The sequence below is a fragment of the Streptomyces sp. NPDC039424 genome, from assembly GCF_055639495.1.
Genome location: NZ_JBVKAI010000002.1, coordinates 621,641 through 647,520 on the forward strand (window position 1 = coordinate 621,641; position 25,880 = coordinate 647,520).

A 25,880-nucleotide genomic window follows, 5' to 3' on the forward strand; every position below is an offset into this window, starting at 1 on the left:
CGTCAGTCCTCCCCCACCGACTCGAACCGCCACCGATGCACCGGCCGGCTGACCAAGTCCGCGTCCGGTTCAGGCAGTTCCGGCAGCTCGGCGTCGTACTCGGCGTCCCACCACGTGATGACGAGGACGCGGTCCTGCGGGGCGCGGAGGGCCTCCCGGCGCAGGGGCCGACGCGGCAGCTCCTGCGCCCGTGCCCAGGCGAGCAGCTCCTCGCCGCGCCCCGCCACCGCCCGGGCCTCCCACATCAGGGCGACCGTCACGGGTACAGGTTCTCCTCGCCGACCTCGTGCACATGGTCGTGACCGGGGACATGCGGGTCGGTCACCGGCAGGGAGGAGTCCGCCGACAGGTCCCAGCTGGAGGCGGCCCGCCCCCGGGCCACCATCTCGGCGCCCAGGGCGGCGACCATCGCGCCGTTGTCCGTGCACAGCTTGGGGCGCGGGACGCGCAGCCGGATGCCGGCCGCCTCGCAGCGCTCCTGGGCCAGGGCGCGCAGACGGGAGTTGGCGGCCACGCCGCCGCCGATCATCAGGTGGTCGACGCCCTCGTCCTTGCAGGCCCGTACGGCCTTGCGGGTCAGGACGTCCACCACGGCCTCCTGGAAGGAGGCGGCGACGTCCCGCACCGGGACCTCCTCGCCCGCCGCGCGCTTGGCCTCGATCCAGCGGGCCACGGCGGTCTTGAGGCCGGAGAAGGAGAAGTCGTACGCGGGGTCGCGCGGGCCGGTCAGGCCGCGCGGGAAGGCGATGGCCTGCGGGTCGCCCTCCTTGGCGTACCGGTCGATGACCGGGCCGCCCGGGAAGCCCAGGTTCAGCACGCGGGCGATCTTGTCGAAGGCCTCGCCCGCCGCGTCGTCGATGGTCGAGCCCATCGGGCGCACGTCCGAGGTGATGTCCGCGGACAGCAGCAGCGACGAGTGGCCGCCGGAGACCAGCAGCGCCATCGTCGGCTCCGGCAGCGGGCCGTGCTCCAGCTGGTCCACGCAGATGTGGGAGGCGAGGTGGTTGACCCCGTACAGCGGCTTGCCGAGGGCGAAGGCGTACGCCTTCGCCGCCGAGACGCCGACCAGCAGGGCGCCCGCGAGCCCCGGGCCCGCCGTCACCGCGACGCCGTCCAGGTCCCGGGCGGAGACGCCCGCGTCCTTCAGCGCGCGGTCGATGGTGGGCACCATCGCCTCCAGGTGGGCCCGGGAGGCGACCTCCGGCACGACCCCGCCGAAGCGGGCGTGCTCGTCCACGCTGGAGGCGATGGCGTCGGCCAGCAGGGTGGTGCCACGGACGATGCCGACGCCGGTCTCGTCGCAGGAGGTCTCGATCCCCAGGACCAGGGGTTCGTCAGCCATTGCTCTCTGTTCCTTGTTCGGAGCCTTGTTCGGAGGTGGAACCCGCGGCGGAGCCGCTGTCGGACTGCGTGGTCAGGCGCATGACCAGGGCGTCCACGTTGCCGGGCTGGTAGTAGCCCCGCCGGAAGCCGATGGCTTCGAATCCGAAGCGCTCGTAGAGCTTCTGCGCGCGGACGTTGTCCACCCGGCACTCCAGCATGACCTCGGCGCACTCGAAGGCGGTGGCCGCGCTCAGCAGCTCGGCCAGCAGCCGGCCACCGAGCCCGGTGCCCTGGTGGTCGCGGGCGACCGCGATGGTCTGGATGTCGGCGAGGTCCCCCTGCGCGGCCAGGCCCGCGTAGCCGGCGATCCGGTCGCCCTCCTCGGCCACGACGTACCGCCGCGTCGCCTCGGGGCCCCGGGAGTGGGCCAGCTCCGACCAGAACATGCCCCGCGACCAGGCGTCCTCGGGGAAGAGGTCCTTCTCCAGCTCCAGCACGGGATCGATGTCCCACCAGCGCATCTCGCGCAGTCGGGGGGTTGCGGGTTCGGTCACTTGGGGGTGACCACCTTGTAGTTCTTGGGGACCTGGGCGTCGGGCCGGCGCAGATACAGCGGCCGGGGCGCCGGGAGTTCCTCGCCCGTGGCCAGCTTCTCGGCGGCCAGCGAGGCGAGGGCGGCGGCGGAGACGTGCTCGGGTTCGTGCGCCTGCGGGAAGGTGCCGGGGTAGAGCAGCGCGCCCGCGCCGACGGCCGGGAGCCCGTCCACCTGCTCGGCGATGTCGGCGGGCCGGTCGACGGCGGGGCCGGTCAGCCGGGTGCGGGAGTCGGCGTACGTCGCCCAGTAGACCTCCTTGCGGCGGGCGTCGGTCGCCACGACGAAGGGGCCCTTCTCGATGTCGGCGGCGTAGGCGAGGGCGTCGAGCGTGCACACGCCGTGCACGGGCACGCCGAGCACGAGGCCGAAGGTGTCGGCGGTCATCAGGCCGACACGCAGGCCGGTGTAGGGACCGGGCCCGATGCCGACGACGATCCCGGTGACGGCGTCGAGCTTCAGCCCGGCCTCGGCGAGCACGCGGTCGACGGCCGGCAGCAGCAGCTCGCCGTGCCGGCGCGCGTCCACCTGGCTCGAGGAGGCGATGACGTCCGTGCCGTCGTGCAGCGCGACGGTGACGGCGGGGGTGGCGGTATCCAGAGCGAGCAAGAGCACGCGAACAGCCTACGGCTCCAGCGCGTGCCGGGCGGCCGTCCCGATCGGATGGTCACTGACTGCTACCGTCTGCACTAAATGCGACAAATGCGATGAAAAAGAAATGACATGAAACAGAGGTGGGCGCACGTGGCAGTGACCAGCTCGTCGATCGTGGCCGGGCTCACCGCGGCGGCGGTCGGAACGGTCGGCTTTCTCGCCTACCAGGCCTCGGCGACCGTCCCCGCCGACCTCGGCAAGCCCCGCGCGAGCGCGTCGCCGACGCCCAAGGCGGCCCGCGACCGGACGAACCCCACCGCGCTGCCCGGCATCTCCGGAGCGGGTGAACGGGTGGTGTACTCGGTGAGCGACGACCGGGTCTGGCTGGTCAGCGAGCGCAACAGGGTGCTGCGCACCTTCACGGTGCGGCCCGGCAGCGTGGACCCGCTCCCGGGCGCCTATCTCGTCACGTCCCGCTCGAACCTGACCACCGGCACGGACGGCCTGCCCATCGAACACGTCGTGCGCTTCACCAGCCGGGACGGGGTCGCCATCGGCTTCAGCGCCGCGGTGAACACCGGCACGGCCACGACGCCCGACCCGGCGTTGCGCACGGGCGGTATCCGGGAGACACGGGCGGACGGCAACGCGATGTGGGGGTTCGCGACGATCGGGGTGCCGGTCATCGTGGTCCGGTGACCCCGGGGACGGCCCTCAGGCGGCGTGCGGGCGCACATCCCCGGCGGCCCGCCGCGGCGCCCGCGGGTCGGGGTCGCGCGGCGGCCGGGAGATCGCCTCCGCCGCCGCACAGGACGCCAGCAGATCGCGCATGGAGACCGCGGCGGACGCCGGCGGCCGCGAGGGCACCGTGGGCTGAGAAGCGGGCATGGTCGCCTCCTGATGTGCGGGGGCGGGCGTACCTAGGCAGAACTTAGGCTGACCTAACTACGGGCTGGGTACCATGTCATCACGGCTGCCCGGTCCGGCGCAATATCTTGCCGACGGCTTGTCGGAAAGGGCCGGCGCCCCTCAGGCCGCCAGCACCTGCAGGTCCACGGCCGTCCACCGCTCCCCCAGCCCGGTCACCGTCACCTGCCGCACCTCGTCGGTGGTGTCACCCACCGCCCGGTGGATCACGACCTGCAGCCGCTCCTCGGTCAGCTCCTCGACCTTGCCCTCGCCCCACTCCACGACGATCACCGAGTCGGGCAGCGACACGTCCAGATCGAGGTCCTCCATCTCGTCCAGACCGCCGGACAGCCGGTAGGCGTCGACATGGACGAGCGGCGGACCGTCCCCCAGCGAGGGGTGGACGCGGGCGATCACGAAGGTCGGCGAGGTGACCGCCCCGCGCACGCCGAGGCCCTCGCCGAGACCGCGGGTGAGCGTCGTCTTGCCCGCGCCGAGCTCGCCGGTGAGCATCACCAGGTCGCCCGCGCGCAGCAGCTTGGCCAGGCGGCGGCCCAGTTCCCGCATCTGCTCCGGGGAGGTGACGGTCAGCTCGGTCTCAGCGTGGTTGTGCGGTGCTGCTGGTGCTTCCATAGCCACTTACCGTAGCCCCTGCGGGCACGGCACCCGCGCGGGTGAGCAGGTCGGCGAGGCGGTCGGTGACCACCTCCGGGTGTTCCAGCATGACCAGGTGCCCGGCGTCCGGCACGAGGACCAGTTCGGCCTCGGGGAGCAGGTCGGCGATGGCCTCGCTGTGCTCGCTGGGCGTGACGAGGTCCTGGACCCCGGCCAGTACGAGCACCGGCATGTCGGTGAAGCAGGCGAGGGCCTCGGTCTTGTCGTGGTCGGTGAAGGCCGGGTAGAACTCGGCGACCACGTCGATCGGCGTGGACTCGATCATCCGCTCCGCGAACCGCGCGATCGCCGGGTCGACGTCCCGGCCCGCGAACGAGTACCGCTTGATGATCCCGGCGAACAGGTCGGCGGTGGCCCGCCGCCCCTTCTCCACCAGCGCCGCCTGCTGCCCCAGCGCCTTCAGCACCCCGGGGAGCACCCGGCGCACCGCGTTGACACCGGCCACGGGCAGCCCGAAGTTGACCTCGCCGAGCCGCCCCGAGGAGGTGCCGACGAAGGCGGTGGCGACCACCCGGTCCCGGATCAGCTCCGGGTACTGCGCCGCCAGGGCCATCACCGTCATCCCGCCCATGGAGTGCCCGACCAGCACGATCGGCCCGTCGGGCGCCGCCGCGTCGATGACCGCCTTCAGGTCGCGGCCCAGCTGGTCGATGGTGAGGGGCACCTCGTCCTGGACCTGGGCCACGCCCCGCCCGGACCGCCCGTGGCTGCGCTGGTCCCAGTGCACCGTGCGGACGACGCCGCGCAGGGCCGCCCGCTGGAAGTGCCAGGAGTCCTGGCTGAGGCAGTAGCCGTGGCTGAAGACGACGGTGACCGGGGCGGGCGCCTTGCGGCCGAACAGGCGGCGCCGGCGCGGGGAGAGGTTCGGGCCGCCGGCGTCCGGCTCCACGTCGTCGACCTCGAAGTACAGCTCGGTGCCGTCGTCGGCGTGCGCCTTGGCCGGGGTGCCGCGCAGAGCCCCGTACGGTCCCGTCGAGTCCAGCGCCAGCCGGGCCTTGCGGCGCATCCCCCGGCCGACGGTCATCCGTTCGATGGCGACGCCGGCCGCCGCACCGGCGGCGAGGACGCCTATCGCGGCACCGGCGAGGCCGGTCGCCCTGCGCCAGCTTCCGGCCGCCGTCGCGGCGGAGGCGACGACGGCCGAGGCGACGTCCGCCACCTCGGCCACGACCTCCGCACTGCTCTCGCTCACGTACCGCTCCTCATCACGACTGCTGCTGCCGTCACAGGTGTCACCGGGACCGCGCCCCGGCCGGGCTCCTCAGTGCCGCTTACCCGTCCTGCCGGTCTTGTTCCCCGTTCACATAGACGCGAGGAACGCGCGTTCCGATCCGCGTGACGATTTCGTACGCGATCGTGCCCGAGGCCTGCGCCCAGTCCTCGGCGGTGGGCTCGCCCCGGTCGCCGGGTCCGAAGAGCACGGCCTGCGCGCCGGCCTCGGGTTCGTCTCCGCCGAGGTCGACCACGAACTGGTCCATCGCGACGCGCCCGGCGACCGTGCGCCACTTGCCGCCGACCAGGACCGGGCCGCTGCCGGAGGCGTGCCGGGGAATGCCGTCCGCGTACCCGACCGGCACCAGGCCGAGGGTGGTCTCGCCGGGTGTGACGTAGTGATGCCCGTAACTGACGCCGTGCCCGCCCGGGACGTGCTTCACCAGCGCGAGCGAGGCCGACAGGGTCATCACCGGGCGCAGCCCGAAGTCGGCCGGGCCGCCCAGCTCGATGCTGGGTGAGATCCCGTACAGGGCGATCCCGGTGCGGACCAGGTCGAAGTGGGTCTCCGGCAGGGTGAGCGTGGCCGGGGAGTTGGCGATGTGCCGCACCTCGGGGCGTACGCCCCGCTCCTCGGCGTACGCCAGCATCTCCCGGAAGCGGACGAGCTGGGCCTCGATGGAGGGATGCCCCGGCTCGTCGGCGCAGGCGAGGTGCGACCACAGACCGGTGACCCGCAACAGCCCCTCGCGCTCGGCGCGCAGGGCCTCGGCGACGAGTTCGGCCCAGTCCGGCCCCGGCTGGCAGCCGTTGCGCCCGAGCCCGGTGTCGGCCTTGAGCTGCACGCGCGCGGGCCGGCCGGCCCGCCGGGACGCCTCGACCACCTCCCGCAGGGCCCACATCGCGCTGACCGACACGTCGATGTCGGCCTCGATCGCCTCCCGCCACGGCCCGCCCGGCGTCCACAGCCAGCACAGGATCCGCCCCGGCAGCCCCGCCGCGCGCAGCGCGAGGGCCTCCTCGGGCGTGGCGGTGCCGAGCCAGCTCGCGCCGGCCTCGACGGCCGCGCGGGCACAAGGCACCGCCCCGTGGCCGTACCCGTCGGACTTCACCACGGCCATCAGGGCCGCCTTGGGCGCACGGGCGCGCAGGGCCCGCACGTTGGCCCGCAGGGCCGCCAGGTCGATCTCGGCGCGGGCGCGCAGGGGCGCGGTCGGCACAGGTGGTCTTTCAGTCATCGCGCCCCCAGTGTCTCAGAGGCCTCCGGCAGCCCCCGGGCGCAGGCCCCTCGCACGGCCTAGGAACCGGGCCTGCGACCCCACACGAATACCCGGTCGCCCTTCTTCAACACGCCCCACAGCTTGCGCGCGTCGGCCAGCTTCAGGTTCACGCAGCCCCAGGAGCCGACGGTGGTGTAGATGCTGCCGTAGACGGCGTGGAAGGCCTGGCCGCCGTCGAAGAACTGGGCGTACGGCATGGGCTGGTTGTACAGCGTCGACCAGTGGTTCTTGTGCCGCCAGTAGACCGTGTGCCATCCGGCCCGGGTCGCGTAGCCCTTGCGCCCGCTGCGCATCGGCACCGGCCCGAAGACCACCTTGCCGCCCTTCTGCACCCAGGTGACCTGCCGGTCGAGGTCCACACAGGCGACCCGGTAGGTCCGCACCGGACACTTCTTGGCCGCGTTGGGATTCTTCCTGGCCGAGATGAGCATCATCTGCGCCCAGGTGACGGGCCCGGCGAACCCGATGGCCGGCTTGATCTTGTGCTTCTTCTGGAAGTTCCTGATGGCCTTGCAGTCCGCCGCCGACTGCTTGCCGTCCACCTTCAGCTTCAGCCACCGCTCGACCTGCCGCTGGTACGGCCCGGCCTGCTTGCTGCACGTCACCTTCCCGACGGCGTCGGCGATCGGCACGTACTCGATGAGGTCGTACGTCCCCGGCGCCGCGTCCGGCGGCTCCACGGCGTCCTCCCGGGCGCTGGGTGTGTACACCTTCGGCGGCAGCATCTGGTCGGGTGTGTCGATCTGCCAGGGCTGGTGGGGGCCGGGGGCGACGCCGGGGACCAGCTCGGCGGGCGGGCCGGCGGCCGGGGGTGCGGGGGTGGCGGCCCAGGTGGGTGCGGCGGCGGGGAGGAGGGTGGCGGCGGCGAGAAGCGCGGTACCGAGGCGTCTACTGATCACACGGTCAGACAAACCCGGCATCCGCCCGAATCCCGACAGCCGCGCGGGCAGATCACCCGAGGGGTGGACGCGCCACCCGCGCTTCAGCCCCGTACGTCCCGCCACACCTCCGGAATCGCCGCCGCCACGTCATGCGCGCCCACCGGCGCCCCGTCCGCCGCGAACCGCCCGGCGAGGCCGTGCACATACGCCCCGACACTCCCCGCGTCCAGCGCCGACAGCCCCGCCGCCAGCAGGGACCCCGCCAGCCCCGACAGGACGTCCCCGCTCCCGGCCGTGGCAAGCCAGGGCGTCCCCGTCGGGTTGACCCGCACCGGCCCGCCGTCCGGCCCGGCGACCAGGGTGGTCGAGCCCTTGAGCAGGACGGCCGCGCCGTAGCGGGCGGCGAGTTCGCGGGCGGAGGACAGGCGCGCGCCCTCGACCTCCTCACGGGCCACACCGAGCAGGGCGGCGGCCTCTCCGGCGTGCGGGGTCATCAGGGTGGGGGCGGTACGGGCCCGTACGGCCTCCCGGTCGGCCAGACGCAGCCCGTCCGCGTCGATGAGCACGGGCACGTCCGTCGCCAGCACCTCCGCCACGGTGGCGGCGTCGTCCCCGGCCCCCGGCCCGACCACCCAGGCCTGCACCCGCCCCGCCTTGTGCGGCCCCCGGTCCGAGACGAGGGTCTCGGGAAAGCGGGCGATGACGGCGTCCCCGGCGGGCCCCACGTACCGCACGGCCCCGGCGCCGCCCCGCAGCGCGCCCGACACCGCGAGGACGGCGGCACCCGGATACCGCGCCGATCCGGCGGCGATGCCGACGACCCCGCGCCGGTACTTGTCGCTCTCGGCGGCGGGCACCGGCAGCAACCCGGCCACGTCGGCGTGCTGCAGGGCCTCCAGTTCGGCCTCGGACGGCAGCTCCAGCCCGATGTCCACGAGGCGGACGGTCCCGGCGTACTCCCGGGCGGGGTCGATGAGCAGGCCGGGCTTGTGCGTGCCGAAGGTGACGGTGAGGTCGGCGCGGATCGCGGCGCCGCGCACCTCGCCGGTGTCCGCCTCGACGCCGCTCGGCAGATCCACGGCGACCAGGGCGGCCCCGGAGGCGCGGGCGGCCTCCGCGAGCGGTACGGCGTCGGCACGCAGGCCGCCCTTCCCGCCGATCCCGACGATGCCGTCGACGACGAGGTCGGCGCGGGCGATGAGGTCCTCGGCGCTGCCACCGGTCCGCGCGACGCCGCCACCCGCCCGGCGCAGCGCCGCGAGGCCACCGGGGTGGGTGCGGTCGGGGTTGAGCAGTACGGCCACCACCCCGGCCCCCCGCCGGGCCAGGCGGGCACCGGCGTACAGGGCGTCACCGCCGTTGTCGCCACTGCCGACGAGCAGCACGACCCGGCTGCCGTACACCCGGCCGAGCAAGTCCGCGCAGGCGGCGGCGAGTCCGGCGGCGGCCCGCTGCATCAGGGCCCCCTCGGGGAGCCGCGCCATGAGCTCGCGCTCGGCTGTCCTGACCGTTTCCACGCTGTAGGCGGTACGCATGCGATCGAGTCTGCCCCGAGTGGGCCCCGGGTCACACCCCGAGCCCCGCCGAGAGGATCTCGGCCGTCGCCGCGTCGGCGGGCAGGAAGGCCTCCAGCTTCAGTTCGGAGAGGGTCACGTCGACGGCGGTGGCGAAGGTCGTCACGGTCGTCATCAGACGCAGTTCACCGTACGGGGACCGCAGGCGGAGCGGGACCGCGAAGCCGAGCAGCTCGTCGGACGGCTCCAGCTCCGGGAGGTACCCGGCGAGTTCGGCACGCAGCTCAGGCAGGTGGCCCAGCCGGAGCATGATGTGACGCGCCCACTCCCCCCGATTGAGGATGCGGGGGGCCAGGCCCTCGGGGTGCAGGGCCAGCCGGTAGACGTTCGCCCCCGGGCCGACCAGCTCGGCCGCCGCACCCTCGGTGATCAGGCCGAACGCGTCGTTCGCGGCGACCAGACCACCACCCCGGTCCACCACCACCGCCGGGTAGGGCAGATGGCCCCGCAGGATGTGGTGGATCGCCGTGCGTACGGGGGCCAGCGCCGGGTCGTCGAGCGAGCTCTCGGCATAGGCGGGCGCGAACCCGGCGGCCAGCAGCAACTCGTTCCGCTCCCGCAGCGGAAGCTCCAGCGACTCGGCCAGTCGCACGACCATGTTCCGGCCGGGCACGGACCGGCCCGACTCGATGAAGCTCACATGCCGCTGGGTGGTGCCCGCCCGCAGCGCCAGCTCCAACTGGCTGACACGACGGCGGGTACGACGGTCACGCAACGCACGGGGAAAGTCCACGCCGCCCGTTGTAGCGGCGGCACGGGAGTCCCGGCCATTCCCCCGAGGGAATTGCCGCCGCCCCGCCCGCGTCGCCAGCATCGCCGGCATGGACATCGGTGTACTGCTTCCGACCGGAACCGCCCAGTGGGACGCGGGCGACGACCCCCGAGAGCTGGTCGCCTTCGGCCGCCGGGCCGAAGACGCGGGCCTCTCCTCCCTCTTCGTCAACGACTCCCTGGTCACCCCGCGCGTCGAGGCCCTGACGATGCTGGCCGCGCTCGCCCCCACCACGCGGACCGTGACCCTGGGGACGGCCGCGCTGCTGCCGTTCCTGCGCCGCCCGGTACAGGCCGCCCAGTCCCTGGCCTCGGTCGACCTCCTCTGCGGCGGCCGTCTCACCGTGACCGTCGGCGCCGGCTTCCCGGGTCGTTTCGGCCGCCCCCTCTACGCCCTCTCCGAACTCCCGTGGGAGCGCCGCTTCACCCGCCTGGACGAGACGGTGGCCCTGTGGCGGGCCGTGTGGGGCGGCGCCGACGCGTACCGGGGCGACATCCTCCGGTTCACCGACATACCGCCCGCGACCAGACCGTTCCGCCCCGAGGGCCCACCCATCTGGCTCGGCGGCGCCACCCCCGCCGCCCTGACCCGCACCGGCCGCCTGTACGACGGCTGGCTGCCCTACCCGCCCGACCCCGCCGACTACGCCACCGGCCTGCGGAGCGTCCACAGGGCGGCGGCCGAGGCGGGCCGGGCGGCCGGGGACATCACTCCCGCCCTGTTCGTCTCGGTACGCGTGGACGAGGACGCCGAGACCGGCCGCCGGGCACTGGACGAGTACGCGCACGCCACCTACGGCATGCCGCTGACGGACCTGGAGAAGATCCAGGCCGTCGTCACCGGCTCCCCGGAACAGGTCGTCGCGGGACTGCGGGCCTATGTCACCGCCGGTGCGCGGCACCTGGTGGCCCGCCTGGGGGCCGTGGGCCTGAGCGCCCAGTACGACCAGTTGGAACGCCTCGCCGCCCTGCTCCCGGCGATACGCGCGACACCGGACGCGGTCTGAGGGCCGTCACCCTTCCGCGATCACCACGGCCGACGCGACACCGGCGTCGTGACTGAGCGACACATGCCAGGACCTGACCCCCAGTTCGGCCGCGCGCGCCGCCACCGTCCCCTTCACCCGCAGTCGCGGCTGCCCGCTGTCCTCGACGAACACCTCCGCGTCCGTCCAGTGCAACCCCGGCGGCGCCCCCAACGCCTTGGCCAGCGCCTCCTTCGCCGCGAAACGAACGGCGAGGGAAGCGATACCCCGGCGCTCCCCACTGGGCAACAACAACTCGCTCTCGACGAAGAGCCGATCCGCCAGCCCGGGCGTACGGTCCAATGACGCCCGGAACCGGTCGATCTCGGCCACGTCGATTCCGACCCCGATGATGCTCATGCGCGGCAGCCTATGGTGCGCACACCACGCCGGCCCCGCCTCACTCCACCGTCACCGACTTCGCCAGGTTCCGGGGCTGGTCCACCTCGTTGCCCCGGGCGGTGGCCAGCTCGCAGGCGAAGACCTGCAACGGGACCGTCGCCACCAGTGGTTGCAGCAGCGTCGGGGTCGCCGGGATGCGGATCAGGTGGTCCGCGTACGGAGCCACCGTCTCGTCCCCCTCCTCCGCGATCACGATCGTGCGCGCGCCCCTGGCCCGGATCTCCTGGATGTTGGACACGATCTTGTCGTGGAGGACGGACCGCCCACGCGGTGACGGCACGACGACCACCACCGGCAGGTCTTCCTCGATCAGCGCGATGGGCCCGTGCTTCAGCTCACCCGCCGCGAACCCCTCGGCGTGCATGTAGGCGAGCTCCTTCAGTTTGAGCGCACCCTCCAGCGCGACGGGATATCCCACGTGCCGCCCGAGGAACAGCACCGTGTTCTTGTCGGCCAGGGACCGGGCGAGGGCCCGTACCGGCTCCATGGTCTCCAGGACCCGCTCGACCTCGCCGGAGATCTGTGACAGGTCCCGGATCACGGCGCCGATCTCGTCGCCCCACTTGGTCCCCCGCACCTGGCCCAGATAGAGCGCGACCAGGTAGCAGGCGACCAGTTGCGTCAGGAACGCCTTCGTGGAGGCGACGGCGACCTCCGGTCCCGCGTGCGTGTACAGGACCGCGTCCGACTCCCGGGGAATCGTCGAGCCGTTGGTGTTGCAGATGGCCAGCACCTTGGAGCCCTGCTCGCGGGCGTGCCGCAGCGCCATCAGGGTGTCCATGGTCTCGCCGGACTGGGAGATGGCGATCATCAGGGTCTGCGCGTCCAGGATGGGGTCCCGGTAGCGGAACTCGCTGGCCAGCTCGACCTCGCAGGGGATGCGGGTCCAGTGCTCGATGGCGTACTTGGCGATCATCCCCGCGTGGAAGGCCGTACCGCAGGCGATGATGACGACCTTGTCCACCTCGCGCAGTTCGGAGGCGGCGATGCGCACCTCGTCCAGGGTCAGTGAGCCGGCCGCGTCGATACGGCCCAGGAGCGTGTCGGCGACCGCCTTGGGCTGCTCGGCGATCTCCTTGAGCATGAAGTAGTCATAGCCCCCCTTTTCGGCGGCCGACGCGTCCCAGTCGATGTGGTACGAGCGGACGTCCGCGGGACGGCCGTCGAAGCCGGTCACCGTCACACCGTCGCGGCGCAGCTCCACCACCTGGTCCTGGCCCAGCTCGATCGCCGACCGCGTGTGGGCGATGAACGCGGCGACGTCCGAGGCGAGAAAGGCCTCGCCCTCTCCGACGCCCACCACGAGCGGGGAGTTCCGGCGGGCGCCGACCACGACGTCCGGCTCGTCCGCGTGCGCCGCGACCAGGGTGAAGGCGCCCTCCAGGCGCCGGCACACCAGTCGCATGGCCTCCGCCAGGTCGGCGCAGGAGGAGAACTCCTCGGCGAGCAGGTGGGCGACCACCTCGGTGTCGGTCTCCGACCCCAGCTCATGCCCTCGCTCGGCGAGATCCGCCCGCAGTGTCGCGAAGTTCTCGATGATGCCGTTGTGGACGACGGCCACCCGGCCCGCGTTGTCCAGGTGCGGGTGCGCGTTGGCGTCCGTCGGGCCGCCGTGTGTGGCCCAGCGTGTGTGGCCGATGCCCGTCGAACCCGTCGGGAGCGGCCGGTCGACCAGCTCCTTCTCCAGGTTGACCAGCTTCCCGGCCTTCTTCGCGGCGGCCAGGCCGCCGTCCGCCAGCACGGCGACGCCCGCCGAGTCGTATCCCCGGTACTCAAGTCGCTTCAGCCCGGCCATCACAACCTCGAGTGCCGACTGCGACCCCACGTATCCCACGATTCCGCACATGCGCCGCAGCCTACGGGCCGAAGAGCGTCAGATTCGGGCTCTGCGTGCCCGAATTCGGAAATTCTCGGTGCTGTTCCCACCGTCGTACGAGCTTTTTCACTCGTCCACGATCTCGGCCCTCGCTAAAGCAGCGGCTGGGCGTGACGGACCCCACCCGCCACGCCGTTCAAACTCCGTTAACAATGGGATGTGATCTCTCCGGTCTCCTCGATGCCCCGGAGCGCCCACCGGCACAGGCCGGAGGCGACTCCCTACGTCGACCTCACCCGTGCCGAGTGGAGCGCGCTGCGCGACAAGACGCCGCTGCCGCTCACCGCCGAGGAGGTCGAGAAGCTGCGCGGCCTCGGCGATGTCATCGACCTCGACGAGGTACGGGACATCTACCTGCCGCTGTCCCGGCTCCTCAACCTCTACATCGGCGCCACCGACGGCCTCAGAGGCGCCCTGAACACCTTCCTCGGCGAGCAGGGCTCCCAGTCGGGCACCCCCTTCGTCATAGGGGTCGCGGGCTCGGTCGCCGTCGGCAAGTCCACCGTGGCCCGACTGCTCCAGGCCCTGCTCTCCCGCTGGCCGGAACATCCGCGCGTGGAGCTGGTGACGACCGACGGCTTCCTGCTGCCCACCCGGGAGCTCCAGGCCCGGGGCCTGATGTCGCGCAAGGGGTTCCCGGAGTCGTACGACCGCCGGGCGCTCACCCGCTTCGTCGCCGACATCAAGGCGGGCAAGGACGAGGTGACGGCGCCGGTCTACTCCCACCTCATCTACGACATCGTGCCGGGCCAGAAGCTCACCGTCCGGCGGCCCGACATCCTGATCGTCGAGGGGCTCAACGTCCTGCAGCCCGCGCTGCCCGGCAAGGACGGCCGCACCCGGGTCGGTCTCGCCGACTACTTCGACTTCAGCGTGTACGTCGACGCGCGCCTGGAGGACATCGAGCGCTGGTACCTCAACCGGTTCCGCAAGCTGCGCGCGACCGCCTTCCAGAACCCGTCCTCGTACTTCCGCAAGTACACCCAGGTCTCGGAGGAGGAGGCGCTCGACTACGCCCGCACGATGTGGCGCACGATCAACAAGCCCAACCTGGTGGAGAACATCGCGCCCACCCGTGGCCGTGCCACCCTGGTCGTGCGCAAGGGCCAGGACCACAAGGTGCAGCGGCTGAGCCTGCGCAAGCTGTGACCACTGCGCGGACCGTGACCACCGCGGACGCTGTGACCTCCGCGCAAACTCGGACGTCTACGCTTCCGGCATGCTGCATCTGCGTCTGATCACACCGGCCGACCGGACGGACGACGTCGTGCGTCTGATCGAGAAGACGGTCGGAACCACGCACCTGGTCGTGCTGCCGGGAGCCGCCCGCAACCCCGCCGGGGACGTGGTGCTGTGCGACGTGGCGCGCGAGGCGGGTGACGAACTACTCACCCGGCTGCAGGAGCTGGACATCGACACCACCGGCTCCATCGCAGTGGAGAACATCGACCTGTCCCTGTCCAAACGGGCCGACAAGGCCGAGGCGGAGGCGCCGGGCGAGGGCGCGGACGCGGTGCTGTGGGAGCACCTGACCGACGCGACGCACGAGGAGTCGACGCTGTCGGTCACCTACGTCGCCTTCATCACCCTCGCCACGATGATCGCGGCCTGCGGTGTGGTGCTCGACAACGCGATCCTGATCGTGGGCGCGATGGCGGTGGGGCCGGAGTTCGGGCCGCTGGCCGGCATCTGCACCTCGGTGGTGCGGCGGGCGCCGCGGCTGGCGCTGCGCTCGGCGGTCGCGCTGCTGGTGGGCTTCGCGGCGGCCATGCTGCTGACCTCGGCGTTCAGCCTCTTCATGGACGCCGTCGGCCTGTTCAGCAAGGCCCAGCTGGAGGCCGACCGGCCCAACACGGCGTTCATCTACGCCCCGGACTGGTTCTCGTTCGTGGTGGCGGTCCTCGCCGGGGCCGCCGGCACGCTGTCGCTGACCTCGGCGAAGTCCGGCGCCCTGGTCGGGGTCGCCATCTCCGTGACGACCGTGCCCGCCGCCGCCAACGCGGCCGTGGCGCTGATCTACGGCGACGGCGATCAGGCCGCGCGCTCCTCGGAGCAGCTGCTGCTGAACCTGCTCGGCATCGTCCTCGCCGGGACGCTCACGCTGCTCGCCCAGAAGTGGTTCTGGGGCATGCAGCGCGAGCGCTCACGGGCGGTCGGCTAGCCGAGGGCCGACTTCACGGCGTCGGCCAGCCGACCGGCGACCGATCGTGCCTGGTCGATGTCGGCGGCCTCGACCATCACGCGTACCAGCGGCTCGGTACCCGAGGGCCGGAGCAGCACCCGGCCCGTCGACCCCAGTTCCCGCTCGGCCTCGGTGACCGCGGCGGCCAGGTCGGCGGAGGTCTTGACCCGGGACCTGTCGACGTCCGGCACGTTGATCAGTACCTGCGGCAGCCGCTCCATGACGGAGGCGAGGTCCCGCAGCGTACGGCCGCTCTGGGCGACGCGGGCGGCGAGCAGCAGGCCGGTCAGCGTGCCGTCGCCGGTGGTGGCGTGGTCGAGGATGATGACGTGGCCGGACTGCTCGCCGCCGAGGGCGTAGTCGTGCTCCTTCATCTCCTCCAGGACGTACCGGTCGCCGACGGCGGTCTGCACGAGGTGGATGCCCTCGCGCTCCATGGCCAGCTTGAAGCCCAGATTCGACATCACGGTCGCGACGACGGTGTCGGAGCGCAGTGCGGAACGCTCCCGCATCGCCAGCGCGAGCACGGCCAGGATCTGGTCCCCGTCGACTTCCTCGCCGGTGTGGTCCACGGCCAGGCAGCGGTCGGCGTCGCCGTCGTGCGCGATACCGAGGGCGGCGCCGTGCTCCACGACGGCGGCCTTCAGTTTGCCGAGGTGGGTGGAGCCGCAGCCGTCGTTGATGTTGAGGCCGTCCGGCTCGGCGCCGATGGTGACGACCTCGGCCCCGGCCCGGGAGAAGGCCTCGGGCGAGACCCCGGCGGCGGCGCCGTGCGCCTCGTCCAGGACGATCTTCAGCCCGTCGAGCCGGTTCGGGAGCACGCCGAGCAGATGGCCGACGTACTGCTCGAAGCCCTCCTCGTACGACCGCACGCGCCCGACCCCGGCGCCCGTCGGCCGCTCCCAGGGCTCGCCGTGGCGGTGCGACTCGTACACGGCCTCGATCCTGTCCTCCAGCTCGTCGGCGAGCTTGTGGCCGCCGCGGGCGAAGAACTTGATGCCGTTGTCGGGCATGGCGTTGTGGCTGGCCGACAGCATCACACCGAGGTCGGCGCCGAGGGCGCCGGTGAGGAACGCCACCGCGGGCGTCGGCAGCACACCGACGCGCAGCACGTCCACGCCCGCGCTCGCGAGTCCCGCGACCACGGCGGCCTCCAGGAACTCCCCGGACGCGCGCGGGTCTCTTCCGACCACCGCCGTCGGCCTGTGGCCCTCGAAAGTGCCCGCCTCGGCCAGCACGTGCGCCGCCGCGACGGAGAGACCGAGCGCCATCTCGGCCGTCAGATCCGCGTTGGCGACACCGCGCACGCCATCCGTGCCGAAGAGTCGTCCCACTTGTCCTCCTGAGGAAGCGTCAGTTTCGAAGGCGCCTTAGCAATCCGATCACACAAGCCTTTGAGCGTCTTGTGTCGTTATACGCCTTTGCGCTGGGATAAACGAACGCCCCGGCGGCACAGTGGCGTGCCGCCGGGGCGTTCGGAGTACGAGCAGAGGCAGCGGTGATTAGCGCTTGCTGTACTGCGGGGCCTTGCGGGCCTTCTTCAGACCGGCCTTCTTGCGCTCGACCGCACGGTCGTCGCGCTTGAGGAAGCCGGCCTTCTTCAGCGGGCCGCGGTTGTTGTCCACGTCCGCCTCGTTCAGCGCGCGGGCGACACCGAGACGGAGCGCACCGGCCTGACCGGAGACACCGCCACCGGCGATGCGGGCGATGACGTCGTAACGGCCCTCGAGCTCGAGCACCTTGAAGGGCTCGTTGACTTCCTGCTGGTGCACCTTGTTCGGGAAGTAGTCCTCGAGGGTGCGGCCGTTGATCTTCCACTTGCCGGTGCCCGGGACGATCCGGACGCGGGCGATGGCGTTCTTGCGGCGGCCCAGGCCGGCGGCCGGCTGGGGCTCGCCGAAGCGGGAGGCCAGGGACTCCGAGGTGTACTCGCCCTCGACGGGGACCTCGGACTCGGTGGTGTAGCTGTCGATGTCAAGCTCTTCGAGCGGCTGCTCGGCAGTGGTCTCGGCCACGATTCTCCTCAGATTCTCTTCAGGCTTAGGGGGTGGCCGGACTTACTGCGCGACCTGGGTGATCTCGAACGGCACCGGCTGCTGGGCAGCGTGCGGGTGCTGGTCACCCTTGTAGACCTTCAGCTTCGAGAGCATCTGACGGCCCAGGGAGTTCTTGGGGAGCATGCCCTTGACGGCCTTCTCGATGGCCTTCTCCGGGTTCTTGTCCAGCAGCTCGTCGTAGCGGACGGAGCGCAGACCACCCGGGTAGCCGGAGTGGCGGTACGCCATCTTCTGGGTCCGCTTGTTGCCGGACAGGTGCACCTTGTCGGCGTTGATGATGATGACGAAGTCACCAGCGTCGACGTGCGGCGCGTAGATCGGCTTGTGCTTGCCCCGGAGAAGGGTCGCTGCGGTGGTGGCGAGACGGCCCAGGACAACGTCCTGAGCGTCGATGACGTGCCACTGGCGCGTCACATCGCCGGGCTTGGGGCTGTACGTACGCACGGTTCGTAGCCTTCGCTTCGAGTGAATGGTCCTGAACAGGTCACCGAAACGATCACGACAGCCTGGACCGCACGGCGGCGACGCATACCGCGTACGTGGGGTCGCTGGTCATCGGCCCGGTGGACCGGTGTAAGGGCCCGTCCCGTGAGAATGAGCAAGCCAATACACAACGAACAGGCAGGATACCCGCGGCGCCACGCCCGGGTCAAAACGGGTGCGACCGCCGCTGCGCTCCGCCGGTTCCGCACCCCCATTTTACCCACCGCCCCCTGGGGGCTGCCGCCCCCAGACCCCCGCATCGTCCCGAACGGCCTCGTCCTCAAACGCCGGACGGGCTGGATGATGCGGGCCGGGGCTGAGAGACGGGGGCACGGACCCCCGGCCAGGCCTGGGGCGGAGCCCCGCGAGGGGCGCAGGGGACGCAGTCCCCGCCGGGGCGCAAGGGCGGAGCCCCGCGAGGGGCGCAGGGGACGCAGTCCCCGCCGGGGCGCAAGGGCGGAGCCCCGCGAGGGGCGCAGGGGACGCAGTCCCCGCCAGGTCTGGGGCGGAGCCCCAGGGCGGGGCGACCTCTTGACCCACCGAGTCGGGTGGGTGGGTGGGAAACGGGGTCCAGGGGCGCAGCCCCTGGCGGGGTCTGGGGCGGAGCCCCAGGGCGGGGCGGCTGGACCGGGATGTGCCCGGCCTTGCGGGGAATGGTCCGCTATCGGTGGTAGTAGAGGCGCACCCGCACCCCCCGCCCCCCGTCTAAGATGCGCCCCATGAGCTATGGGCAGGGGGGACCCCAGTCCCAGTGGGATCCCTGGAAACCGAACTCGCAGCAGCCCTGGAACAGCAGCGGCGGCGGCGACGACCAGACTCCGGACTGGGCCGCACTCGCGGAGGCCTCGGAGACGCGGAACAAGCGGCGCAGGGTGCTGTTCATCGGCGGCGGTGTACTCGCCACGGTGGGCATCGGCGCCGCCGTCGCCATGGCCGTCGTGTCGGCGAACGGGGACAACGAGGCCTCGGGCCAGCCGTCCAACCTGCCCGCGAGCGCCTCCCTGCCCAGCGACTCCGCCGCGCCGGCGCCGTCCTTCGAGCCCACCAGCGCGCCGCCGCCGCTGGACCCGAAGGACTTCATATCCAGCGCGAAGAAGGACACGGCCAAGCTCAGCGCGGAGACGCTCTTCCCGGGCACCCAGCTGACCATGGGCGAGACCGTGTACAAGAAGGGGCCCACGGCCGACACGACGAACTGCGCCTCGGCCGCCGGCGGCACCCTCCCCAAGATCCTCACCGCCGACGGCTGCACCCGCCTGCTGCGGGTGACGTACGTCAAGGACGGGGTCGCGGTGACCGTGGGCGTCGCCGTCTTCGACACCGAGGCGAAGGCCACCAAGGCCAAGGGCGAGGCCGACAAGAAGAGCATCGTGAAGTCGCTGGCCGGCAAGGGGATCAAGGCGTTCTGCGACGCCGCGGTCTGCCGCTCGACCACCAACTCCTACGGCCGCTACGCCTACTTCACGATCGCCGGCTTCACCAGCGGCAAGGACGTGACCACCAAGGACACCAAGGTCTTCTCCACCGGCGACGACCTGGCCGAGTTCACCTTCCGGCAGATCCGCCGCCGGGGCGAGGCACAGGCTTCCGCAGCCGCCAACCAGTAGCTAGCGGCCCCTCAGGCGCAGCCGGATCGGCAGCACCGCCGACTCCAGCTGCGTACGCAGGGTCATCTTCGAGACACCGTCCGTGCGCTCCTCGAAACGGATCGGGATCTCGACGGCGGTGTGCCCGGCGCGTACGGCCTTGTACTTCAGCTCCACCTGGAAGCTGTAGCCCGCGCTGTCCAGCGAGGAGAGGTCCACGTCCCGAAGGGTGCCGGCCGACCACAGGTTGTAGCCGGCGGTGATGTCGTGGATGTCGGTGCCGAGGATCGTACGCGCGTACTGGTTGGCGAAGCGGGACAGCAGCACGCGGTGCGCGCCCCAGTCCTCGTCCAGCGAGCCGCCCTCGACGTACCGGCTGCCGACGACCAGACCCGCGCCGGAGGTCAGAGCCGCGTCCAGCATCCGCGGTACCGCCTCCACCGGGTGGCTGCCGTCGGCGTCCATCTGGACGACGTACTCGGCGCCCTCCTCCAGCGCGGCGGTCATGCCCGCGGTGTACGCCCGGCCCAGCCCGTCCTTCTCGGTACGGTGCAGCACGCTCATCCGGCGCCGGTCGCTCCCGCCGGCGTTGTACTTCTCCGCCAGTTCCTCGGCGATCCGCCCGGTGCCGTCGGGGCTGGAGTCGTCGACGATCTTCAGGTGCAGCCCGGACAGCGGCAGCGCGAGCACCGCCTCGGCCATCCGCGGCAGGTTCGCCGCCTCGTTGTACGTCGGCATCACCACGGTGACAAGTGGTGCGCTCATGCCTGCTCCCCTCACGGCGCGGGTCGCCCCCGGCGCCCGGAAACCGAGGCCACTCGGTCAGGTGCAGGACGATATCGGTCCCGCACCACGCCTCCTCGGCCGACCCGACCTCAGGATGTCTTCGCCCAGATCCGGTACGTACCGGTGCCGCCCGAGCTGAGCCGGAACGGGATCTTGCCGACGAGCCGGTAGTGGCCGCTCTCGGTGACCTGCCGCTCGATGTACGCGTCGAGGCCCGGGGTCGCGACCCCGTCCAGGACGACGAGGTCGAAGTGGCCGTCCTTCAGGGCGAGGCGGTAGCCCTCCTCGCCGTGGTGGACGACGCCCTTCTTGTCCGGGTAGCCGATGCCGTAGGTGGAGGTCCACTGGGAGTGGTCCGTCTTGTCCCGCAGGTAGTAGACGGGCACCTCGTAGGTCTCGCCGAGGTAGTGGCTCTTGGGCTTCATGTACGGCTCGATCGCCTTGACCAGGGCGGTCGAGTCGGGCCACAGCCCGAACCGCCACTCGGACTGCGAGACGCCCAGGCACAGCGCGCTGACCCAGATCATGATGCCCAGCTGCGGGTAGCGGAAGTGCTTGCCGACCAGCCGGATCACGCCGATGCCCGCCATGGGGGCGGCGAAGAGCAGGCCGAAGTCGAGGTGCTTGTAGAGCGAGACGGCGGTGTGCAGGTGGATCTGGTACGCCGGTGCGAGCAGCGCGGTCCCGGCCAGCGTCACGCCGAGCAGGGCGCGCCAGCGCCGGCCGGGGCCGTGCAGACCGTGCGAGCGGGGCGACTCGTTCATCCGGCCGCGCAGCGCGTAGGCGACGGCGCCCGCGACGGCGGTGGCGAACATCAGGCCGCCCCACTCGGCGGACTTCTGCAGCAGTGCCGAGGTGGCGTCGGTGCCGTGGGCGCGGTTGGTGGTGGTCTGCCGGACACCGGCGAGCACGTCGGTGTACAGCAGGCCGACTCCGGCGAGGACGGCGGTGCCGGCGCCCAGCAGGAGCGCGCGCGGGACGCAGCGCCAGCCGCGGTGGTGCCAGGCGGTGAGCGCGGCGAGGACGACCAGCGTGGGCACGTACAGCGCGGAGGCGTACTTCACCGCGACCGCCAGCACCATGACCGGCGCCGCCAGCAGCACGGCGAGCACGGGCGCGCGGTTGGTGCGGACGATGATCCACGCGGACAGCGCCAGCAGGAAGATCGCCGGGGCGTCGTAGGTGGCGAACCAGCCCAGCACGATCGTCGGCTGGGTGACCGCGAACAGCGCGGCGGCCACCAGCGCGACCCGTTCGTTGAACAGGCGCCGGGTGAAGGAGTACAGCAGCGCGGTGGCGCCCAGCATGCACAGCAGACTGAGCGCGCGGGCCCCGGACAGGCCGAACCGGCCGTCGACGAACGCCGCCGCCACCGGGTAGAGCATCGGCGAGCCGGAGAAGTACGACTCGTAACCGCTGTGCAGCGGGGTGCCGCTCGCCCAGTGGTCCATGATGTTGTGGCCCGCCGCCAGGTACAGCGCCTCGTCCTGGAACGCGGTGTTGGACAGCCGCAGCGACAGCACCGCCTGCACCACCAGGAGGATGGCGAGGACCCCGCGGCTGACCCAGGCCCGGCGCCCGCTCGGGGTGTCGTCCCAGCCGGCCTCCGGGGTCTCGGGGATGTGGTAGCCCGGCTGCGCCGGTGCCGGCTCCGCCACCGTGCGCAGCGCGAACGTCGGCTGGTCGTCCTGCTGCTGGTACGGGTAGACCCGCGGGTCGTAGTCGTAGCCCTGGGGGGTCTCGTAGGCCTGGGGGGTCTCGTAGACCTGGGTGGCCTCGTAGACCTGGGTGGCCTCGTGGCCCGGGTAGCTCTCCTGGACCCCGTGATCCGGCTGCCGCGGGATGTACCCGTCGGAGTTGAACCACGTGCCGGACGCGTCGTCGTCGGCGTACGGGTCGTAGGGCTGGGGCGTGTAGTACTCGGGTCGGGAGGTCATGACGGCTTCCGTACGTCGAAGCCGAAACGGTCGTCGGCGGCCAGGCGCTTGAACTCCTTCAGCGCCAGCGGGCTCGCCTCCAGCCGCCAGTCGGCGCGCTTTTTGTGGTTGAACCAGATGAAGCCGACCATGTCGTCGTCGGCCTCGACGCCGGCGAACAGGTTGCGGATGTCGGCTCGGCGCCGCTCGCCGGGTACGGCGGCGGTCTCCAGCAGGAGCATCGGTTTCTCGGTGAAGGTGCGGACCTGGTCCCGGGTGGGTCCGAAGACGCTGTCGAAGGCGTTGTCCGTGTTCGTCGTGAAGTAGCCGATCAGCCCGACCCAGTCGACGTAGGCGTCGCCCGGGTAGTACGGCTCCAGCTTCACGTCCGGCACCGGGTTGACGATGTTCGGCGACCAGGCCCAGATGACGTTGGTGGCGTCGGCGTCGAGGAACGCCTTGTGGATGTGGCGCCAGGCGGCCACATACTGCTTCGGGGTCACGTGGTCCGTGCCCCACTTCTCCCAGTGGCCGTTGAACTCGTCCGCGAAGTCGATCACCACGGGCAGGTTCAGCTTGCGCACCGCCGTCGCGTACTCCTCGATGTACGCGTCCGACTTCCCGGCCGCGATGTCGGCGATCGAGGTGTCGAAGGGCTCCCAGGACATCAGTGTCAGGGCGCCCTCGGCCCAGGCCCTGCGCACCCCGCTGGCGTCGAAGCCGTCGCCCCAGCCCGCGTAGTACTCGATCAGGTTCGGCTGCTTGCCGACCATGCTCGTGTAGGCGTCCACGCCCTTCATGGAGGTCGGTGCGCCCGCGACGGCGGCCCCGAAGTACTTCTTCGCGGGCTTCAGCAGGGGTACGACGTCGTACGGGACGTCCGAGCCGGAGCTCGCGGAGGGGTCCGCCCCGGCGGCCCTGCCCTGCCCGGTCTGCGACGAGTCGTGGTCGCCGAGGAGGGAGCAGCCGCTGAGCGCGACGAGTACGGCGAGCAGGCAGACGGCGAGGAGGGCCCGCGCCCGCGCACCCGCCCGCGCACCCGCCCGCACAGTGGAGAAACGATTCACCTGATGCATCAGGAAGCCGCCTCGGACCGCGGCTGCACCAGGACCCGGCCCACCACCAGGGCGTAGAACAGCCCGGAGGACAGGATCAGGGCGAAGTCCGGGGCGTTCATGGTGAACGTCCGGTACACCGCCGCGGTCACCCAGACCAGGGCCGTGCCGCCGCTCCACACCCACATACCGATCCAGAAGCGCCGGGTCTTGTTCTTCTTGGCGCCGGAGGAGCCGGTCGGCTGCCAGCCCATGCGGTTCTTGCGCAGGATGTCCCAGATGGCGAAGACATGCGCCCAGCCGTACATCATGCGGGCCGCCCAGGCCTCCAGGCGGTAGGGCGCCTTGTGCCACATCGGGAAGATGATCGTGGTGTAGAGGATGCTGGGCAGCACCAGGAGCAGATGCTCGACCTTGAGCTTCTCCGGCATCATCAGCAGCAGCACGATCGGGATCACCGGCGCCGCGAAGGTGAACAGCGCCGTGTGGATGTAGTAGAAGAAGCCGGACATGTAGCACAGGCGGCTGGAGAGCCTGATCCTGCGCTGCCAGAACTTGCGGCTGCCGAGCAGGCTCATCGAGCCGGAGCACCAGCGGTACTGCTGGTTGAAGAAGGCGCCCGCGGTGTCCGGGCACACGCCCGTGGAGACGGCGACCGGCACATAGCGCAGGTCCCAGCCGAGGCCGCGCAGGTCGAAGCCGGTATGCACGTCCTCGGAGTGCTCGATCAGCGTCGTACCGCCGTTGGTGTCCAGGGCCGCGCGCCGGTAGATGGCGCAGCTGCCGACGCAGATCGCGCCGTCGCTGCCCTGCCGGGAGACCTGAACGGACCGGTAGAACAGCTCCTGCACCGCGCCCGCGCCGCGCTCGATCCAGTTCTGCGAGTCCAGCACACGGAAGTACTGCGGGGACTGGACGATGCCGATGTTCGGGTCGTCCTGCATGTACGGCAGGAGTTCCTCGAGCAGATCGGCGCGCGGGGTGAAGTCGGCGTCCAGGATGAGGATGAACTCGCCGTCGGACTGGCCGAAGCCGAAGTGCAGGTTGCCGGCCTTCTTGAACCAGCCGCGGTTCTCCCGGGTGCCGTAGCGGAACCCGAAGTCGCGGGCCATCGCCTCCAGTTCGGGACTGGCGCCGTCGTCGAGCACGAACGGCACGCAGACGCCCGGGTAGCGGTCGGCCATCGCCCGCACATGCCGCCAGGTGTTGTGCAGCACCTCGATGGGCTCGCCGCACACCGGCAGGAACACATCGACCGTGGGGTACACCTCGGGCCGCCAGTTCTGCACCAGGCGGCGGTGGTACGCGATGTCGAAGTCCCGGGTGAAGCCGTTCACCCGCAGCGACACCAGGTAGTAGACGACCGTGAAGACCAGCAGCGGGGTGTAGATCCACAGCACCGGGGTGGACTGCGCCAGCTTGAACTGGCTCACCACCAGGCAGCAGAAGCTGACCAGCGAACTGATCGTCAGGATCCACAGCCGCCGGCGCGCGTAGGAGTACTTCTCCTTGTCCGTCGGCGGCAGCGGCAGCAGCCCCAGCGACGCGCTCTCAGCCCGTCCGGCCCGCCGCCGCCCACTGCTCTGGCGCGCGGCACGACGCCCCCCGGCCCGCACGGGACCCACTGCACTCATCCGGATGTCCAACCCCTGGCCGAAAACGACCTGTCGACCCCCCAGCCAACTCTGGCCACCCCCATTCGAACTGGCGGCCAGGACGGGCAACTTTATCCGAGAGGTACGAAACGCGTAAGTGACGGCAAGGGACTTACGCCCAGTAAGTCCCGACATGGGGCATAACTGCGGCCAAATGCGGTGTAACTAACAAGTTTCACAACCGGGCGATCCGGGCAGCGACCGCTTGTTACGCGCCTCCTTGTTACGCGCGGCCAGCAACTCGTCGGCGGGATAACCGACCTCCTCCAGCGTCAGCCCGTGCGGCCGTACGACATGCACCGCCGAGTCCCGCACCCGGGCCGCGAGCACCTTCGCCGGCCAGTCCGGCGGCCGGTGCCCGTCCCCCACGAAGAGCAGCGCCCCGATGAGCGAGCGCACCATGTTGTGGCAGAAGGCGTCCGCGCGGACGGTGGCGGTGATGATCCCGTCGGCGCCCTTTTCCAGCCACAGCTCCTGGAGCGTACGGATGGTGGTCGCGCCCTCGCGCTTCTTGCAGTAGGCGGCGAAGTCGTGCTCGCCGAGCAGACCCCGGGCCGCCTCGTTCATGGCGTCTACGTCGAGCGGCCAGTCGTGCCACAGGACGTGGCCGCGCAGCAGCGGGTCCACACCGCCGGGGTTGTCGGTGACGCGGTAGGCGTAGCGGCGCCAGACGGCGGAGAAGCGGGCGTTGAAACCGCTGGGCGCCTCCCTGAGGGCCCAGACCCGTACGTCCCTGGGCAGGCGCCCGGCGAGCCGCTTGAGCAGCTTCCCGTGATGTTCGACCCAGACCTCCCTCGGCAGATCGACATGGGCGACCTGGCCGCGCGCGTGCACCCCGGCATCCGTCCGCCCGGCCACGGTCAGCTCGTACGTCTGACCGGACCGCGTGACGGTCCGCAGGGCGTCCTCGATCTCGCCCTGTACGGTCCGCCGGCCCCCGGCCTGCTTGGCCCAGCCGGAGAACTCGCTCCCGTCGTAGGACAGGTCGAGGCGGACACGGACGTAACCGGGCTGTACTTCGTCACTCACTCCTGGATCCTCTCAGG

Annotated in this window: 26 protein-coding genes; 5 read left to right on the forward strand and 21 right to left on the reverse strand. The window is 71.5% G+C overall.

Annotation, left to right across the window (positions count from 1 at the left end; all coding sequences use genetic code 11):
* Positions 1-2 precede the first annotated feature (2 nt).
* Genes ACZ7L0_RS07655 through tsaB form a run of 4 tightly spaced genes read right to left on the reverse strand, consistent with a single transcriptional unit; the run spans position 3 to position 2,530 of the window.
* The gene (locus ACZ7L0_RS07655) at positions 3-260 is read right to left on the reverse strand and encodes a hypothetical protein (protein WP_471241505.1); all 258 of its coding nucleotides are present in this window, start codon (positions 258-260) and stop codon (positions 3-5) included.
* Positions 257-1,342, reverse strand: coding sequence for a tRNA (adenosine(37)-N6)-threonylcarbamoyltransferase complex transferase subunit TsaD (tsaD, locus tag ACZ7L0_RS07660; RefSeq protein ID WP_471241506.1), 1,086 nt, complete (start codon positions 1,340-1,342; stop codon positions 257-259). Before tsaD ends, ACZ7L0_RS07655 begins: the two co-directional genes overlap by 4 nt.
* A complete protein-coding gene (rimI, locus tag ACZ7L0_RS07665) occupies positions 1,335-1,877 on the reverse strand; it encodes a ribosomal protein S18-alanine N-acetyltransferase (protein WP_471241507.1) in 543 nt (180 codons plus the stop codon). Before rimI ends, tsaD begins: the two co-directional genes overlap by 8 nt.
* On the reverse strand, positions 1,874-2,530 hold the full coding sequence (gene tsaB / locus ACZ7L0_RS07670; protein ID WP_471241508.1) for a tRNA (adenosine(37)-N6)-threonylcarbamoyltransferase complex dimerization subunit type 1 TsaB: 657 nt from the start codon (positions 2,528-2,530) through the stop codon (positions 1,874-1,876). The genes rimI and tsaB overlap by 4 nt, the downstream gene beginning before the upstream one ends.
* Positions 2,531-2,659: 129 nt before the next feature.
* On the opposite strand from tsaB, the gene ACZ7L0_RS07675 reads away from it, so the two are divergent.
* On the forward strand, positions 2,660-3,208 hold the full coding sequence (locus tag ACZ7L0_RS07675; RefSeq protein WP_471241509.1) for a hypothetical protein: 549 nt from the start codon (positions 2,660-2,662) through the stop codon (positions 3,206-3,208).
* Positions 3,209-3,223: 15 nt separating this feature from the next.
* On the opposite strand, the gene ACZ7L0_RS07680 is transcribed toward ACZ7L0_RS07675, so the two are convergent.
* The 7 genes from ACZ7L0_RS07680 to ACZ7L0_RS07710 all read right to left on the reverse strand — a co-directional run bounded on the left by ACZ7L0_RS07680 (position 3,224) and on the right by ACZ7L0_RS07710 (position 9,773).
* Complete coding sequence (locus tag ACZ7L0_RS07680; RefSeq protein ID WP_471241510.1) at positions 3,224-3,397, reverse strand: hypothetical protein; 174 nt, start codon at positions 3,395-3,397, stop codon at positions 3,224-3,226.
* Between the two features lie 141 nt (positions 3,398-3,538).
* Positions 3,539-4,051 carry a tRNA (adenosine(37)-N6)-threonylcarbamoyltransferase complex ATPase subunit type 1 TsaE gene (gene tsaE / locus ACZ7L0_RS07685; protein ID WP_471241511.1) on the reverse strand — a complete coding sequence of 171 codons (513 nt, stop codon included), beginning with the start codon at positions 4,049-4,051 and terminating at the stop codon, positions 3,539-3,541.
* A complete protein-coding gene (locus ACZ7L0_RS07690; protein ID WP_471241512.1) occupies positions 4,017-5,285 on the reverse strand; it encodes an alpha/beta fold hydrolase in 1,269 nt (422 codons plus the stop codon). The genes tsaE and ACZ7L0_RS07690 overlap by 35 nt, the downstream gene beginning before the upstream one ends.
* Positions 5,286-5,364: 79 nt before the next feature.
* Positions 5,365-6,543: an alanine racemase gene (alr, locus tag ACZ7L0_RS07695; protein ID WP_471241513.1), complete on the reverse strand. Its 1,179-nt coding sequence runs from the start codon at positions 6,541-6,543 to the stop codon at positions 5,365-5,367.
* 59 nt (positions 6,544-6,602) lie between these two features.
* Complete coding sequence (locus ACZ7L0_RS07700) at positions 6,603-7,505, reverse strand: L,D-transpeptidase family protein (RefSeq protein WP_471241514.1); 903 nt, start codon at positions 7,503-7,505, stop codon at positions 6,603-6,605.
* Positions 7,506-7,567: 62 nt separating this feature from the next.
* Positions 7,568-9,001: an NAD(P)H-hydrate dehydratase gene (locus ACZ7L0_RS07705; protein WP_471241515.1), complete on the reverse strand. Its 1,434-nt coding sequence runs from the start codon at positions 8,999-9,001 to the stop codon at positions 7,568-7,570.
* Positions 9,002-9,032: 31 nt separating this feature from the next.
* Entirely contained in the window at positions 9,033-9,773 is a 741-nt protein-coding gene (locus ACZ7L0_RS07710; RefSeq protein ID WP_471241516.1) for a helix-turn-helix domain-containing protein, read from the reverse strand.
* Positions 9,774-9,861: 88 nt separating this feature from the next.
* Between ACZ7L0_RS07710 and ACZ7L0_RS07715 the strand changes: the two genes are divergently transcribed.
* Positions 9,862-10,818 (forward strand): LLM class flavin-dependent oxidoreductase, encoded by a 957-nt coding sequence (locus tag ACZ7L0_RS07715; protein ID WP_471241517.1) that lies wholly within the window; start codon positions 9,862-9,864, stop codon positions 10,816-10,818.
* 6 nt (positions 10,819-10,824) lie between these two features.
* Here the strand turns inward: ACZ7L0_RS07715 and ACZ7L0_RS07720 are convergent, their stop codons facing one another.
* Both ACZ7L0_RS07720 and glmS read right to left on the reverse strand, forming a co-directional pair.
* Positions 10,825-11,196 (reverse strand): holo-ACP synthase, encoded by a 372-nt coding sequence (locus ACZ7L0_RS07720; protein WP_471241518.1) that lies wholly within the window; start codon positions 11,194-11,196, stop codon positions 10,825-10,827.
* Positions 11,197-11,236: 40 nt separating this feature from the next.
* The gene (gene glmS / locus ACZ7L0_RS07725; protein WP_471241519.1) at positions 11,237-13,084 is read right to left on the reverse strand and encodes a glutamine--fructose-6-phosphate transaminase (isomerizing); all 1,848 of its coding nucleotides are present in this window, start codon (positions 13,082-13,084) and stop codon (positions 11,237-11,239) included.
* A gap of 210 nt (positions 13,085-13,294) precedes the next feature.
* Here glmS and coaA point away from each other — a divergent pair, with 210 nt between their 5' ends.
* On the forward strand, positions 13,295-14,263 hold the full coding sequence (gene coaA / locus ACZ7L0_RS07730; RefSeq protein ID WP_471241612.1) for a type I pantothenate kinase: 969 nt from the start codon (positions 13,295-13,297) through the stop codon (positions 14,261-14,263).
* A gap of 70 nt (positions 14,264-14,333) precedes the next feature.
* Positions 14,334-15,275: a DUF389 domain-containing protein gene (locus ACZ7L0_RS07735; protein ID WP_471241520.1), complete on the forward strand. Its 942-nt coding sequence runs from the start codon at positions 14,334-14,336 to the stop codon at positions 15,273-15,275.
* Here the strand turns inward: ACZ7L0_RS07735 and glmM are convergent.
* From glmM to rplM, 3 genes are all read right to left on the reverse strand, one after another.
* Entirely contained in the window at positions 15,272-16,630 is a 1,359-nt protein-coding gene (gene glmM / locus ACZ7L0_RS07740; protein WP_471241521.1) for a phosphoglucosamine mutase, read from the reverse strand. The two genes, ACZ7L0_RS07735 and glmM, sit on opposite strands and share 4 nt — an antisense overlap.
* A gap of 168 nt (positions 16,631-16,798) precedes the next feature.
* A complete protein-coding gene (rpsI, locus tag ACZ7L0_RS07745) occupies positions 16,799-17,311 on the reverse strand; it encodes a 30S ribosomal protein S9 (RefSeq protein WP_103812805.1) in 513 nt (170 codons plus the stop codon).
* Positions 17,312-17,353: 42 nt separating this feature from the next.
* Positions 17,354-17,797: a 50S ribosomal protein L13 gene (gene rplM, locus ACZ7L0_RS07750; RefSeq protein ID WP_014674395.1), complete on the reverse strand. Its 444-nt coding sequence runs from the start codon at positions 17,795-17,797 to the stop codon at positions 17,354-17,356.
* A 758-nt stretch (positions 17,798-18,555) separates the two neighbouring features.
* Here rplM and ACZ7L0_RS07755 point away from each other — a divergent pair.
* A complete protein-coding gene (locus tag ACZ7L0_RS07755) occupies positions 18,556-19,443 on the forward strand; it encodes a hypothetical protein (RefSeq protein ID WP_471241522.1) in 888 nt (295 codons plus the stop codon).
* Here the strand turns inward: ACZ7L0_RS07755 and ACZ7L0_RS07760 are convergent, their stop codons facing one another.
* The 5 genes from ACZ7L0_RS07760 to truA all read right to left on the reverse strand — a co-directional run bounded on the left by ACZ7L0_RS07760 (position 19,444) and on the right by truA (position 25,863).
* Positions 19,444-20,187 (reverse strand): polyprenol monophosphomannose synthase, encoded by a 744-nt coding sequence (locus ACZ7L0_RS07760; RefSeq protein WP_471241523.1) that lies wholly within the window; start codon positions 20,185-20,187, stop codon positions 19,444-19,446. It lies immediately after the preceding gene.
* A gap of 110 nt (positions 20,188-20,297) precedes the next feature.
* The gene (locus tag ACZ7L0_RS07765) at positions 20,298-22,145 is read right to left on the reverse strand and encodes an ArnT family glycosyltransferase (protein WP_471241524.1); all 1,848 of its coding nucleotides are present in this window, start codon (positions 22,143-22,145) and stop codon (positions 20,298-20,300) included.
* Entirely contained in the window at positions 22,142-23,200 is a 1,059-nt protein-coding gene (locus tag ACZ7L0_RS07770; protein ID WP_471241525.1) for a glycoside hydrolase family 26 protein, read from the reverse strand. Before ACZ7L0_RS07770 ends, ACZ7L0_RS07765 begins: the two co-directional genes overlap by 4 nt.
* A complete protein-coding gene (locus ACZ7L0_RS07775; RefSeq protein ID WP_471241613.1) occupies positions 23,200-24,615 on the reverse strand; it encodes a glycosyltransferase family 2 protein in 1,416 nt (471 codons plus the stop codon). Before ACZ7L0_RS07775 ends, ACZ7L0_RS07770 begins: the two co-directional genes overlap by 1 nt.
* 384 nt (positions 24,616-24,999) lie before the next feature.
* Positions 25,000-25,863, reverse strand: coding sequence for a tRNA pseudouridine(38-40) synthase TruA (gene truA, locus ACZ7L0_RS07780; RefSeq protein ID WP_471241526.1), 864 nt, complete (start codon positions 25,861-25,863; stop codon positions 25,000-25,002).
* Positions 25,864-25,880 lie beyond the last annotated feature (17 nt).

What these genes read in the sequence shown, in the direction of transcription:
- ACZ7L0_RS07735 (WP_471241520.1), top strand. Translation starts at nt 14,334, where the DNA reads ATGCTGCATCTGCGTCTGATCACACCGGCCGACCGGACGGACGACGTC.
- coaA (WP_471241612.1), top strand. Translation starts at nt 13,295, where the DNA reads ATGCCCCGGAGCGCCCACCGGCACAGGCCGGAGGCGACTCCCTACGTC.
- ACZ7L0_RS07680 (WP_471241510.1), bottom strand. Translation starts at nt 3,397, where the DNA reads ATGCCCGCTTCTCAGCCCACGGTGCCCTCGCGGCCGCCGGCGTCCGCC.
- ACZ7L0_RS07720 (WP_471241518.1), bottom strand. Translation starts at nt 11,196, where the DNA reads ATGAGCATCATCGGGGTCGGAATCGACGTGGCCGAGATCGACCGGTTC.
- tsaE (WP_471241511.1), bottom strand. Translation starts at nt 4,051, where the DNA reads ATGGAAGCACCAGCAGCACCGCACAACCACGCTGAGACCGAGCTGACC.
- ACZ7L0_RS07765 (WP_471241524.1), bottom strand. Translation starts at nt 22,145, where the DNA reads ATGACCTCCCGACCCGAGTACTACACGCCCCAGCCCTACGACCCGTAC.
- ACZ7L0_RS07715 (WP_471241517.1), top strand. Translation starts at nt 9,862, where the DNA reads ATGGACATCGGTGTACTGCTTCCGACCGGAACCGCCCAGTGGGACGCG.
- ACZ7L0_RS07770 (WP_471241525.1), bottom strand. Translation starts at nt 23,200, where the DNA reads ATGCATCAGGTGAATCGTTTCTCCACTGTGCGGGCGGGTGCGCGGGCG.
- ACZ7L0_RS07760 (WP_471241523.1), bottom strand. Translation starts at nt 20,187, where the DNA reads ATGAGCGCACCACTTGTCACCGTGGTGATGCCGACGTACAACGAGGCG.
- ACZ7L0_RS07755 (WP_471241522.1), top strand. Translation starts at nt 18,556, where the DNA reads ATGAGCTATGGGCAGGGGGGACCCCAGTCCCAGTGGGATCCCTGGAAA.
- glmS (WP_471241519.1), bottom strand. Translation starts at nt 13,084, where the DNA reads ATGTGCGGAATCGTGGGATACGTGGGGTCGCAGTCGGCACTCGAGGTT.
- alr (WP_471241513.1), bottom strand. Translation starts at nt 6,543, where the DNA reads ATGACTGAAAGACCACCTGTGCCGACCGCGCCCCTGCGCGCCCGCGCC.
- ACZ7L0_RS07700 (WP_471241514.1), bottom strand. Translation starts at nt 7,505, where the DNA reads ATGCCGGGTTTGTCTGACCGTGTGATCAGTAGACGCCTCGGTACCGCG.
- ACZ7L0_RS07705 (WP_471241515.1), bottom strand. Translation starts at nt 9,001, where the DNA reads ATGCGTACCGCCTACAGCGTGGAAACGGTCAGGACAGCCGAGCGCGAG.
- tsaD (WP_471241506.1), bottom strand. Translation starts at nt 1,342, where the DNA reads ATGGCTGACGAACCCCTGGTCCTGGGGATCGAGACCTCCTGCGACGAG.